This window comes from Micromonospora sp. NPDC049102 (assembly GCF_043197485.1).
Taxonomy (GTDB): domain Bacteria; phylum Actinomycetota; class Actinomycetes; order Mycobacteriales; family Micromonosporaceae; genus Micromonospora.
In genome coordinates this window covers 150464-162340 of sequence record NZ_JBICTE010000005.1, presented here as the reverse complement: position 1 = coordinate 162340, position 11877 = coordinate 150464, and the positions used below count along the sequence as shown (strand labels likewise).

At 71.9% G+C, this 11877-nt stretch carries 13 protein-coding genes; 6 read left to right on the top strand and 7 right to left on the bottom strand.

The genetic code is table 11. The annotated features are described in order from the left end of the window. Positions 1-29: 29 nt before the first annotated feature. Positions 30-323, bottom strand: a complete 294-nt coding sequence (locus ACGFH9_RS08235) for a hypothetical protein (RefSeq protein ID WP_355239615.1) — start codon at positions 321-323, stop codon at positions 30-32. A 48-nt stretch (positions 324-371) separates the two neighbouring features. Then, a complete protein-coding gene (gene mca / locus ACGFH9_RS08230; RefSeq protein ID WP_393216861.1) occupies positions 372-1253 on the bottom strand; it encodes a mycothiol conjugate amidase Mca in 882 nt (293 codons plus the stop codon). A 201-nt stretch (positions 1254-1454) separates the two neighbouring features. Here mca and ACGFH9_RS08225 point away from each other — a divergent pair, with 201 nt between their 5' ends. Continuing rightward, complete coding sequence (locus tag ACGFH9_RS08225; RefSeq protein WP_393216859.1) at positions 1455-1895, top strand: DUF4307 domain-containing protein; 441 nt, start codon at positions 1455-1457, stop codon at positions 1893-1895. 167 nt (positions 1896-2062) lie between these two features. After that, complete coding sequence (greA, locus tag ACGFH9_RS08220) at positions 2063-2560, top strand: transcription elongation factor GreA (RefSeq protein ID WP_151490837.1); 498 nt, start codon at positions 2063-2065, stop codon at positions 2558-2560. A 48-nt stretch (positions 2561-2608) separates the two neighbouring features. Here greA and ilvA read toward each other — a convergent pair whose 3' ends face one another. From ilvA to ACGFH9_RS08195, 5 genes are all read right to left on the bottom strand, one after another. After that, positions 2609-3829 (bottom strand): threonine ammonia-lyase, encoded by a 1221-nt coding sequence (ilvA, locus tag ACGFH9_RS08215; protein ID WP_393216857.1) that lies wholly within the window; start codon positions 3827-3829, stop codon positions 2609-2611. 26 nt (positions 3830-3855) lie between these two features. Continuing rightward, on the bottom strand, positions 3856-4875 hold the full coding sequence (locus tag ACGFH9_RS08210) for a DUF4328 domain-containing protein (RefSeq protein WP_393216855.1): 1020 nt from the start codon (positions 4873-4875) through the stop codon (positions 3856-3858). Between the two features lie 47 nt (positions 4876-4922). Next, positions 4923-6314 (bottom strand): amidase, encoded by a 1392-nt coding sequence (locus tag ACGFH9_RS08205; RefSeq protein ID WP_393217016.1) that lies wholly within the window; start codon positions 6312-6314, stop codon positions 4923-4925. A gap of 30 nt (positions 6315-6344) precedes the next feature. Continuing rightward, on the bottom strand, positions 6345-7487 hold the full coding sequence (locus tag ACGFH9_RS08200) for a cystathionine gamma-synthase (RefSeq protein WP_393216853.1): 1143 nt from the start codon (positions 7485-7487) through the stop codon (positions 6345-6347). Between the two features lie 113 nt (positions 7488-7600). Beyond that, the gene (locus tag ACGFH9_RS08195) at positions 7601-8653 is read right to left on the bottom strand and encodes a YncE family protein (RefSeq protein WP_393216851.1); all 1053 of its coding nucleotides are present in this window, start codon (positions 8651-8653) and stop codon (positions 7601-7603) included. Between the two features lie 102 nt (positions 8654-8755). On the opposite strand from ACGFH9_RS08195, the gene ACGFH9_RS08190 reads away from it, so the two are divergent. The 4 genes from ACGFH9_RS08190 (at position 8756) to ACGFH9_RS08175 (ending at position 11718) form a co-directional block, all read left to right on the top strand. Next, positions 8756-9178 carry an HIT family protein gene (locus tag ACGFH9_RS08190; RefSeq protein ID WP_393216849.1) on the top strand — a complete coding sequence of 141 codons (423 nt, stop codon included), beginning with the start codon at positions 8756-8758 and terminating at the stop codon, positions 9176-9178. A 73-nt stretch (positions 9179-9251) separates the two neighbouring features. Continuing rightward, positions 9252-9914, top strand: coding sequence for a peptide-methionine (S)-S-oxide reductase MsrA (gene msrA, locus ACGFH9_RS08185; RefSeq protein ID WP_393216847.1), 663 nt, complete (start codon positions 9252-9254; stop codon positions 9912-9914). A gap of 368 nt (positions 9915-10282) precedes the next feature. Then, positions 10283-11212 (top strand): ribonuclease Z, encoded by a 930-nt coding sequence (locus ACGFH9_RS08180; protein ID WP_393216845.1) that lies wholly within the window; start codon positions 10283-10285, stop codon positions 11210-11212. Then, positions 11209-11718: a GNAT family N-acetyltransferase gene (locus ACGFH9_RS08175; protein ID WP_393216843.1), complete on the top strand. Its 510-nt coding sequence runs from the start codon at positions 11209-11211 to the stop codon at positions 11716-11718. The genes ACGFH9_RS08180 and ACGFH9_RS08175 overlap by 4 nt, the downstream gene beginning before the upstream one ends. Positions 11719-11877 lie beyond the last annotated feature (159 nt).

The window sequence follows — 11877 nt, the reverse complement described above, 5'->3', positions numbered from 1 at the left end:
CACCCGGTTCGGCGTGAATCATGGGCGGACTACCCGTTCCGCTGCTGCTGGTGCCCATTGGGAGCGGGCGTGGATGAATCATCCGTGCCGGTCCCGTCTGTCGGATCGACGACTGAAGCGTCGGCCCTGGTCGGATCGGCCGGCCGACCCGGCTGCGGGAACCGGTCGGGCAGACGCCGCAGTCGGGCATTCATGTTGCGGATCAGCAGGATCGTCGCCGCGGCCAGCAGCAGGATGAGGAGGAGGCCCATCGGTCCGGCCAGACCACCCGTGCGGGTGTCCCCGAAGTTGTTCTCCGCGAGCACCTGGGCAGCGGTCAGCATGGTGTTCCTCCGATGTGCGATTGCCTACCAGGGTAGCCCCGGCCGGAATCAGCGCGCGTGCGCCGTCTCCCGCACTCCGGCGAAGAGGTCCGACTCGGGCAGCGGGCTCTCCACCATGGTGCGCGCCAACTCGAAATCCTCCGTCGGCCAGGCCTGCTGCTGCATCTCCATGGGCACGTGGAACCAGAAGCCGTCCGGGTCGACCTGGGTGGCGTGGGCGCGCAGCGCGTCGTCCCGAACCGGGAAGTATTCGGCGCAGTCGACGCGGGTGGTGATCCGTGGGCCCTTGTCCGGGCGCTCGTCCCAGCGCTTGAGCCACTCCTCGTACGGCGACTCGGCGCCGGTCGCGAGCACCGCCTCGTGCAGGGCCATGATCTTGGCCTTGGAGAAGCCGATGTCGTAGTAGAGCTTCAGCGGCTGCCAGGGCGCCCCCAGCTCGGGATAGCGCTCCGGGTCGCCGGCCGCCTCGAACGCGGCCACGCTCACCTTGTGGCACATGATGTGGTCGGGGTGCGGGTAGCCACCCTCCTCGTCGTACGTGGTCACCACGTGCGGACGGAACTCCCGCATCAACCGGACCAGAGGGCCGGCGGCAACCTCGACGTCCTGGAGGGCGAAGCAGCCCTCGGGGAGCGGCGGCAGCGGGTCGCCCTCGGGCAGGCCGGAGTCGACGAACCCGAGCCAGGCCTGGTCGACGCCGAGGATCGCCCGCGCGGCGTCCATCTCGGCGCGCCGGATGTCCGCGATGTTGGCCCACACGTCGGGCCGGTCGAGCTTGGGGTTGAGCACGCTGCCGCGCTCACCGCCGGTGCACGTCACCACCAGCACGTCGACCCCCTGGGCGACGTACTTCGCCATGGTCGCCGCACCCTTGCTCGACTCGTCGTCCGGGTGCGCGTGGACGGCCATGAGACGCAGCTGCTCTGCCAACTTTCGGCGCTCCTCGTCTGTGCCGGCCGGTGGACCCGACCGGGCTCGACCGGCTGACCTGCCGGTATTCCCCCACGCCCCGCCGCCGCTTGGCACCTGCGGGACCCGACCTGCCATTCCTGGCTCTCGGCCGGGCTGGGAGGATGGACTCCTGCCATTCTTGCCGATGCCGCCGACAACAACGCCAGGAGATACCCGCCGGTGACCGAGACGCACGCCACAATTTCACCGGGCACGCCGGTCTTCCCGGCCGGCCGCTACGGCCGCCGCCGTGCGCCCGGTGGCGCCCGTCGCCGTACGCTGCTGGCCGCGCTGGTGCTCCTGGTGCTGGTGGTGGGGCTGAGTCTGATCTCGCTGCGGCTCTACCGCCAGTACGGCGACCCGCTCTACGACGCCCAGGTGATCACCTACACCGACATCACGGAAAGTCAGGTGGTGGTCGACTTCCGGGTACGGGTGCCGGAGGGCGGCTCGGCGATCTGTGTCCTGCGCGCCCGGGATCGCGCGGGCGTCGAGGTGGCCCGCGACGAGGTCACCGTCACCGCCTCCCCCGGCGACCGGCACGTCGGCGCCCGGCACCGGTTGGGCACCAGCGCCCGACCGTTCATCGGTGAGGTGCTGCGTTGTCGGGCTCCTGCCTGAACTGCTGAAACGCCCTTCGATGACGGCGGCGGACGACCGCCGCGCGCTGGCGACGGGGAGTGCCGGATCCGGACACCGCCGGTGATCGCCGACACGCTGTGTCGTACCGCACTGGTAACTTGGTAGTTCACCTGTCAGCCAGCCACGCACAACCGAGGAGAACGCCTGTGTCCACTGGCAACGAGGCGCCCGCCACCTGGCTGTCCCAGGATGCGTACGACCGCCTCCAGGCAGAGCTCGACGAGCACATCGCCAACCGGCCGGCGATCGCGGCCGAGATCAACGCTCGCCGCGAGGAGGGCGACCTGCGCGAGAACGGCGGCTACCACGCCGCCCGTGAGGAGCAGGGCAAGGCCGAGGGTCGCATCCGCTACCTGCAGGAGCTGCTGCGCACCGCGAAGGTCGGCGAGGCGCCGACGGCGGACGCGGTGTCGCCCGGCATGGTCGTGACGATCTACTTCGACGACGATACCGACGACACCGAGACCTTCCTGCTCGGCTCACGGGAGATCGCCGCCACCACCGACCTGACCGTGTACAGCCCCGAGTCGGCCCTGGGCAAGGCGATCCTGGGTGGCCGCGCAGGCCAGACCTGCACCTACACGGCACCCAGCGGCGCCGACATCAAGGTGACAGTGGTCAGCTTCGAGCCGTTCTCCGGCTGAGCGCCAACTCCCCCTACGCTGTAACGCCGCCGGGGCGTGACACCACCGTCACGCCTCGGCGGCGAAGACCACCTGGTAGCCACTGGCCCGCAGCGCACTGATCAGCGTGTCGGAGTGCTCCACACCACGGGTCTCGACCGACAGCGCCACCTCCACCTCGCCGAGGCCGAGGTGCGGGTTGGCCCGCTGGTGCTCCACGTCCACCACGTTGGCCCGGTGCTCGGCGATCTGGCTCAGCAGTGAGGCGAGCTGCCCGGGCCGGTCCGAGCAGCGGACGGTCACACGCAGGTAGCGGCCGGCGGCGGCCAGACCGTGCTCGATCACCCGCATCATCAGCAGTGGGTCGATGTTGCCGCCGGAGAGCACGGCGACCACCGGCGTCTCCACCTCGACCGCGCCGGCCAGGAGCGCGGCCACGCCAACCGCCCCGGCCGGCTCGACGACCTGCTTGCCGCGCTCCAGCAGCATCAGCAGAGCCCGCGAGATGTCCTCCTCGGAGACCGTGACGATCTCGTCGACCAGCTTGCGGACATGGTTGAAGGTGATCTCCCCCGGCCGCCCGACCGCGATGCCGTCCGCGATGGTGGCGAATGCGGGCAGCCGGACCGGCTCCCCGGCCACCAGGGAGGGCGGGAAGGCCGCCGCGCCCGCAGCCTGCACACCGACGATGCGTACGTCCGGGCGCAGCGCCTTGGCGGCCACCGCCATGCCCGAGATCAGGCCACCGCCGCCCACCCCCGTGATGATCGTCCGCACGTCCGGGCACTGGTCGAGGATCTCCAGCGCCACCGTGCCCTGCCCGGCGATCACGTCCGCGTGGTCGAACGGGTGGATGAGCACCGCACCGGTCAGCTCGGCGTACGTCTGCGCGGCCACCAGCGACTCGTCGACCGTGTTACCGGCCAACTCGACCTGCGCGCCGTACCCCTTGGTGGCGGCGACCTTCGGCAGCGGCGCGTTGACCGGCATGAAGACCGTCGCGTGCGTGCCGACCAGTCCGGCGGCGAGAGCCACGCCCTGGGCGTGGTTCCCGGCGCTCGCCGCGACCACGCCGCGTTCGCGCTCCGCCGCCGACAGCCGCGAGATCCGCACGTACGCACCACGCACCTTGTACGAGCCGGCGCGCTGCACGTTCTCGCACTTGAGCCAGACCGGCCCGCCCAGCGCCGCGCTCAGCGGTCGGGAGGGCTCCAGCGGGGTGGTCCGGACGACGTCGGCGAGCAGTTTCCGCGCAGCCCGTACGTCGTCGAGGCCAACCAGTTCCGTCATGCCCCGATCGTGCCACCCGACTCCGGCTACTCCGTCGGCGACACCGGGGTGGGCGACGACGGCGCGATCACCGGCGCCTGCAAGGCCACGGCAGCGGGCGGAGCGGACTGGGCCGCCGGGGCCGGGACGGCGGCCGGCGAGGGCTGCGCCGGCACGACCGGCGGGGCCGGCGGGGCCGGCGGGGCCGGCGGGGCCGGCGGGGCCGGCGGGGCCGGCGGGGCCGGCGGGGCCGGCGGGGCCGGCGGCCATGCTTGCGCCGGCCAGACCGGGGCAGTCGGCCACGCCGGGGCAGCGCGGGCGATCCGGGCCTCCTGCGCGGCGGAGATCCGGTGGATCAGCAGGATCAGCGTCACCGCCGCGATCACGCAGCCCAGCGCGGGCAGCGTGTTGCGGAGCAGGGAGTCCCGGTAATGGTCGACGTACGCCTGGTAGCCGACGTCGTTGAACGGGGTCTCCGGCAGCTTCTCGTACGCCTTGTCGCCGACGCGGCTGCTTAGCCTCTCACCGACGCTGAACACCAGCCAGGAGCACCACCAGACGCTCACGAGGGCCGGCGTGAACCGCCGCCAGAGGCTGTCCCGCGCCACGCCAGCCACGACCCGGGCCGGCACCACGAAGTTCGCGAACGGCACCAGCCAGCCGGCGATCGCCCAGCCCGCTCCGAGTGTGGGCAGCGCACCGGGGAAGGCGTCGGTGTTCTTGCGTGCCCGCCACGTCCAGATGATCACCAGGACGGCGGCGGTGAGGTAGACCACCGTCATGGCCAGCCCCGCCACCACCTCGACGAGCACCGCTGCGAGGAGCAGATCCGGGTCGTCGTCGGCCTTGGCCCGCCGGGCCAGCATCATCCCGATTACCGGCGACAGCGCCACCAGCAGATAGAGCACGGCGGTCGCGCCGACAGCGACGTTGGCCGCCAGCCCGATCCCCCGTACCCGATAGGTCGGCAGCCCCGGCGTGACCGCCGGCTGCCCGAGCGGCGTGTGGCAGCGCGGACATTCGTTGTGCTCGGGGGACGGCGCGTCCCCGCAGGTCTGGCAGCGCATTCGTGTCCCTCGTGGTTCGCGCGACGGTGCGCGTACACGCTAGACGATCATGCGCTGGCCGGTGACCCCGTGCCGACGAGGGGATAACCGGGGGCGTGGCGCGACCACGGGGCGGTCATCTCGAACTGACCGGCCACGCCGAGCAGCAGCAACTCCGAGCCGGGCGGGCCGACGAGCTGCACGGCGACCGGCAGGCCGTCCGGGCGGCGGCCCACCGGCACCACGATCGCCGGGAGGCCGGCGACGTTCCACGGCGCGGCGTACGGGGCGTACCTGATGTTGGCCGACAAATTCGCGCGCCAGGACCGCTCGGACCAGCGGCCGGCCTCCGGCGGCGTGCTCGCCAGGGCGGGCGTGAGCAGCAGGTCGACCGAGTGGTCGGTGAAGAAGTCGACCGACCGCTGTCGCCAGGCGGCCCGGTCGGCCTCCCGGACGTAGCCGCGGCGCTGCGCCCACTCGCCGAGCGTGACGTGCCGCCGGGTACGACGCTGCAGGCCGCGCCGGTCCAGCCCGGCGGCCCGGACGTCGGCGGCGGCAGCGGCGAACCAGGTGGCGAGGCCCTGGAGGCCCAGAGCCGTGGGGTAGACCGGATCGGCCGGCACGGTGTCGTGGCCGGCGGCGGCGAGCAGTCGGCCGGCGGCGGCCACCGCGTCCCGGTTGGGCGCGTCCGGCGCGACTCCGCGCACCGGCGAGCGCAGCGAGACGCCCACCCGCAGCCGCTGCGGCGGCACCAGCTTCTCCGGGCGTCGACCGGCGAGCACCGAGAAACCGACAGCGGCGTCCGCGACCGTGCTGGTGAGCATTCCGTGCTCGGTGAGGCCGAACCAGTCGTCAGCGCCGAGCTGGCAGGGCACCACACCGCGGCCGGGCTTGAGGCCGACCAGGCCGCAGCAGGCCGCCGGGATGCGGATCGAGCCGAGGCCGTCGTTGCCGTGCGCGATCGGCACCAGGCCGGCCGCGACCGCGGCGGCGGCACCGCCCGAAGATCCTCCGGGGGTACGCGTGTTGTCCCACGGGTTGCGGGTCACCGCACTCTCGTCGTCGGTGAGTGCCCACAGCCCCAACTCGGGCATCCGGGTGACCCCGAGGATCACCGCGCCCGCGCCGCGCAGCCGGCGGACCACCTCGTGGTCGGCCTCGGCGACGTCGGTCCGTGCGGCGGCCGACCCGTTCCAGGTCGGCAGGCCGGCGACCGGGGTGTTCTCCTTGACCGCCACCGGCACCCCGGCCAAAGGGAGGTTGGCAAGGTCCTCCTGCTCGTCGACCTTCTCCGCCTCGGTGATCGCCTCGCCGCCGCGAACGGCGCGGAACGCGGCCAGTTCGCGGTCGGCCGAGGCGATGTACTCGAGGTGGTCGGCAACGACCTGGGTGGCCGAGACGTCACCCCGGCGTACGCCCCGGGCGATCTGCTTGGCGGTCGCCCCGACCCAGGTCGCCATGATGTCCTGCACGGCCGTCCTCCCCAGCGGTCAGCCCAGCGCCTGCTCCAGATCGGCGAGCAGGTCGTCGACCGTCTCGATGCCGACAGACAGTCGCACGAGATCGCCGGGAACTTCAAGCGGCGAGCCGGCAGCACTTGCGTGTGTCATCCGACCCGGGTGTTCGATAAGCGACTCGACACCGCCCAGCGACTCGGCGAGCACGAAGAGCTTGGCCCGGTTGCAGATCTCCACGGCGTGCTCCTCACCTCCCGAGGCACGGAACGAGATCATGCCGCCGAAACGGCGCATCTGCTTGGCCGCCACCTCGTGACCAGGGTGCGAAGGCAGCCCGGGATAGATCACCTCGGACACCTTGGCGTGCCCGTCGAGGTACGCGGCGAGGCGCTCGGCGTTGTCGCAGTGCCGGTCCATGCGTACGCCGAGGGTCTTGATGCCGCGCAGGGTGAGCCAGGCGTCGAACGGGCCGTTGATCGCGCCCATCGCGTTCTGGTGGTACCGCAGTTCCTCGCCGAGCGCGGCGTCGGCGACGACGAGCGCGCCCCCGACCACGTCGGAGTGGCCGCCGATGTACTTGGTGGTGGAGTGCACCACCACGTCCGCGCCGAAGGCGATCGGCTGCTGGAGGTACGGCGAGGCGAAGGTGTTGTCGACCACGAGCAGCGCACCGGCGTCGTGCGCCACAGCGGCCAGGGCCGCGATGTCGGCGATGCCGAGCAGCGGGTTCGTCGGCGTCTCCACCCAGATGATCTTCGTCCGGCCGGGCTGCACGGCGGCCCGGACCGCTGCCGCGTCGGAGACCTTGGCCGGCGTGAACTCCAGACCCCAGCGCTGGGCCACGCGGGCGAAGAGTCGATAGGTGCCGCCGTACGCGTCGTCCGGGATGATCACGTGGTCGCCCGGCTGGCAGACCGCCCGCAGCAGGGTGTCCTCCGCGGCCAGACCACTGGCGAAGGCGAGACCCACCGGCCCGCCCTCCAACGCGGCCAGGCACTCCTGGAGGGCGTCGCGGGTCGGGTTGCCGGAGCGGCTGTACTCGTAGCCGAGCCGGGGCGCGCCGACGGCGTCCTGGGCGTACGTGCTGGTCTGGTAGATCGGCGGGATCACCGCGCCGGTGCGGGCCTCAGGGTCCTGACCGGCGTGAATGGCGAGCGTCTCGAAGCCGTGACTCATTCTGGTGAGGCTAGTGCCCCGTCGCGGCGACCTGGAACGGAACCCGTGCTCCGGGCGGGAGCCGGACCGATCGGTCCGACCCCCGCGCTCCGGTTCGGGGTCGTCGAAGGCCCTCAGCCGGCCGGGACGGGCAGGACGTGCAGGGTGACCGGGTGGGCGCCGGTCCAGTCGTAGGAGACCGCGTAGAGCCGGGCGCCGTTCGGCGCCCAGGCCAGCGCGCCGGAGCTGAGATCGTCGCCCAGCTCGAAGTGGGCCAACTCCGTGCCGGCCGTGGTGAAGACGAACACGTCCGGGTCGTAGGAGGCGTCGGCACCGCCGGCGACCCGGGTGCCGTCGCGCGAGACCTCGACAGCATTGGGGTACGCACCGGTGGGGTAGGTCGCCGAGGGCGTGGTGATGTCCGCGAACGGGAACGCCTGCACCTCGTACGGGGCGCCGGACGCGGTGAACACGGTGGCGCCGGTCGGGTCGAGGGCGATGTCGCGCAGGTTGCTGCCGATCGCCATGAACTCGTTGGTGCCCGGCGCGCTCAGCACGCCACCCGCGCCGATGGTGTACGTGTAGACCGAGGCGGGGCTCAGTCCCGGCTGCCCGGCCAGCAGCACCGAACGGTTCTGGCTGGCGGCGGTCAGCAGCGGAGCGCCGTAGAAGCCGCTGCCGGTGTCCAGGCCGGTGGTCACGCGAGCCGGCTGGCGGCCCAGGTCGATTCGGCCGATGTTGCCGTCCCAACCGCCACAGCCGTACCCGAACCACAGGTAGCGCCCGGTCACCGCCAGCGACGACGGGCACGCGCCCGCGCCGGTGTCGTACCGGGCCGACTCGACGAGCGTGCCGGTGTCGAAGGCGGCGATGGCATTGGCGGTGGGCAGCGCCACGTAGAGGGTCTGCCGGTCACCACTGAGCACCAGGTCGGACGGACCGGGCAGGCCGGACAGGGTGCCGACGACCGCGCCCGTCGCGCTGGCCACCACGACGTCGGTCGACGAGGGGCCGCCGCTGACGAAGACCCGATCGCCAGCCGAGACCACGTCGGACACCGCCGGCAGCGACAGCGTGGTGGCCGTCGGCGCGGCGGCGGCCTGGGCGGGGCCCGGGAGACCGGCGGTGAGCAGCCCGGCGGCGGCCAGTGTCGCCAGCGCCAGGGTCGTGCCTCTCTTGATGTACACGTGCGTTCCCCCCATGTTTTGATCCAGACGGGTCAATGAGTACCACAGTCGATGCGTGCGTGGGGGGCACGTTCCGGGAGATCGGGGCTATAGCCTGGCGCGATGAGCGGGTGCGTGTTCTGCGGGATCGTGGCGGGTGACGTTCCGGCGTTCCGGGTCGCCGACGAGCCGGACGGGGTGGCGTTCCTGGACACCCGTCCGGTCTTCGCGGGGCACGTGCTGGTGGTGCCGAGGACGCACCTGGTCACCCTTGCCGAACTGCCGGCCGACCTGCTGCCCGGCTACTTCGCGCTGGTCCAGCGACTGGCGGTGGCGGTGGAGGCCGGTCTGGGCGCCGGTGGGACGTTCGTGGCGATGAACAACAGGGTGTCCCAGTCCGTTCCGCACCTGCACACCCACGTGGTCCCCCGCACCAAGGGTGACGGGCTGCGGGGCTTCTTCTGGCCGCGCACCCGGTACACCGACGACACCGAGGCACAGACCTACGCCGACCGGATCGCGGCCGCCCTCGGCAGCGGGGCCTGAGTCACAGCGGCGCGGGTAAGGAAGCACGACTAACCGGTGTTACACGCTGGGAGAGGCATGAGAGGAGTCCCACGTGTTCCTGCGCCGTATGAACGCCGAGATGATTTCGCCCGAGCAGGCCCTGCCGGGCCGGCCGATCGCGATGCCGGTCGCCGACCGCCACGAGGTGCTGGGCACCCCGCTGAAGGGCCCGTTCCCGGAGGGCCTTCAGGTCGCCGTCTTCGGCATGGGCTGTTTCTGGGGCGCCGAGCGGCTGTTCTGGACGCTGCCCGGCGTGTACACGACCTCCGCCGGCTACGCGGGCGGCTTCACAACCAACCCGACGTACGAGGAGACGTGTTCCGGCCGGACCGGGCACGCCGAGGTCGTCCAGGTGGTGTACGACCCCAGCAAGATCACGTACGAGGACCTGCTGAAGGTCTTCTGGGAGAACCACGACCCGACCCAGGGCATGCGTCAGGGCAACGACGTGGGCACCCAGTACCGGTCGGCGATCTACACGACCACCGACGAGCAGCGGGCGATCGCGGAGTCGTCCCGGGACGCCTTCCAGCCGATCGTGACCCGGGCCGGCAAGGGTGAGATCACCACCGAGATCGCCCCGCTCGGCAGCTATTTCCTCGCCGAGGACCATCACCAGCAGTACCTGGCACCGACCAAGAACCCGAACGGGTACTGCAACCACGGCCCGAACGGGCTGAGCTGCCCGGTCGGCGTGGCCCGTACCGCAGGCTGACCCCCGCACACCTGCTGGAGCGCGATGCCCGGCCGCCGACACGGCGGCCGGGCATTCCCGTTCGGCCCTGTGATCGAAATCCGTTGCCGAGGCCGCGGGTACTGGATAGCGTGGCAGTACACGTGAAAGGAGGTGGTCCAGACTTGTATAGCAATCGGACTCGTGAGGTGGCTGTCCGCTAGCCGCTGTCCTCGACAGTGAACCGTCCGCCGCGAGGCGGGCAACCAGTACGACCGTCGAGACCGTGTGGCAGCGGTGCGGCGAATCCACGACAGCCACCCGACCCCCGGGGTGCCGGCATAGTCCAGCCGGCCCACGCGACAGCGTGGAGCGCCCCGGGGGTCGCTTCATATCCGCGGGAGATCAGCGTGTCGATGCGCGAGCTGGTGATTCTCGGGACGGCCAGCCAGACGCCCACCCGGCAGCGCAACCACAACGGTTACGTGCTGCGCTGGGACGATGAGGTGATCCTCTTCGACCCCGGCGAGGGCAGTCAGCGCCAACTCCTGCACACCACGGTCACCGCCACCGACCTGACCAGGATCTGTGTGACGCACTTCCACGGCGACCACTGCCTCGGCCTGCCCGGCACCATCCAGCGACTCTCGCTGGACCGGGTGTCACGTCCGGTCGCCGTGCACTTCCCCGCGGGCGGCGCCGAGTACTTCGCCCGACTGCGGCACGCCACCTCCTTCCACGAGACCGCGGAGCTGGCGGTCACCCCGATCGAGGCCGACGGCCAACGGATCACCTTGAGCTGCGGCACGCTGGAGGCCCGCCGGCTGCGACACCCCGTCGAGACGTACGGCTATCGGCTCGTCGAGCCGGACGGCTGCCGGATGCTGCCGGAGAAGCTGGCCGCGTACGGCATCGCCGGTCCGGCCGTCGGGGAGCTGATCCGCGTCGGACACCTGGACCTCGATGGGCGTCGCGTCACCCGGGACGAGGTGAGCGTGCCCCGACCGGGGCAGCGGTTCGCCTTCGTGATGGACACCGGCCTCTGCGACGGCGTGTACGCCCTGGCCGAGCACGCCGACCTGCTGGTCATCGAGTCGACGTTCCTGGAGTCGGAGGCCGCGTTGGCCGCCGAGGTCGGCCACCTGACGGCGGCGCAGGCCGCGCGGGTGGCGACCGAATCGGGGGTACGAACGCTGGTGCTGACGCACTTCTCGCAGCGCTACCCCGACCCGCGCCGGTTCTTCGACGAGGCCCGCGCGCACTTCGACGGTGATCTGGTCGTCGCCGAGGATCTGACCACCGTGCAGGTCCCGCCGCGCCGGGTAGCCTCGGCCGGGTGACCGTCACGCTCCGCCCCGCCAACGATCAGGACCTGATGGGGATCGGTGCCCTGCACCAGCGCTCCCGGGTCGCCGCGTACTCGTCGTTCCTGCCGGCCGCGGCGCTGGCCGAGCCGACCGGTGAGGCGATGGGGCGGTACTGGGCCGAGCGGTGGCGTTGGGAGCGCGACGACCACCGGCTGACCGTGGCCGAGCGGGCAGGGACGCTGGTGGGCTTCAGCTACCTGGGCCCGGACGACGAGGACGACCCAGCCACCGGGCTGCTCAACGCGATCCACCTTGACCCACGCGAGCAGGGCCGGGGCATCGGTCGCGCGCTGATGGTGGACGCCCTGGACGACATGCGTGCCCGGGGTTGGCGTCACGCAGCGCTCTGGGTGCTGCGGGAAAATGCCCACGCCCGCTCGTTCTACGAGCGCGGCGGCTGGACGTCGACGGGCACGGAACGCGAGGAGCACATCGGCGCGGCCCTCACGCCTCAACTCCGCTACAGCCGCCCTCTCTGAGGGCAGCGCCGCGGTCCGACCGCTCTGAGCACGGCGCGACGGCACCCGGCCCACCGCACCCCACCCAGGGCCGCCCACCCCCACCCGGGCCCTTTGCTCTGCTTCAACGGAGGCAACAGTGACGGGGCGTCTTCGTTGCCTGGGTTGAAGCAGAGCAAA

Coding starts and splice junctions, on each gene's coding strand:
- ACGFH9_RS08200 (WP_393216853.1), bottom strand. CDS start 7,487: ATGAGTCACGGCTTCGAGACGCTCGCCATTCACGCCGGTCAGGACCCT.
- ACGFH9_RS08190 (WP_393216849.1), top strand. CDS start 8,756: ATGAGCGGGTGCGTGTTCTGCGGGATCGTGGCGGGTGACGTTCCGGCG.
- ACGFH9_RS08235 (WP_355239615.1), bottom strand. CDS start 323: ATGCTGACCGCTGCCCAGGTGCTCGCGGAGAACAACTTCGGGGACACC.
- ACGFH9_RS08205 (WP_393217016.1), bottom strand. CDS start 6,314: ATGGCGACCTGGGTCGGGGCGACCGCCAAGCAGATCGCCCGGGGCGTA.
- ilvA (WP_393216857.1), bottom strand. CDS start 3,829: ATGACGGAACTGGTTGGCCTCGACGACGTACGGGCTGCGCGGAAACTG.
- ACGFH9_RS08210 (WP_393216855.1), bottom strand. CDS start 4,875: ATGCGCTGCCAGACCTGCGGGGACGCGCCGTCCCCCGAGCACAACGAA.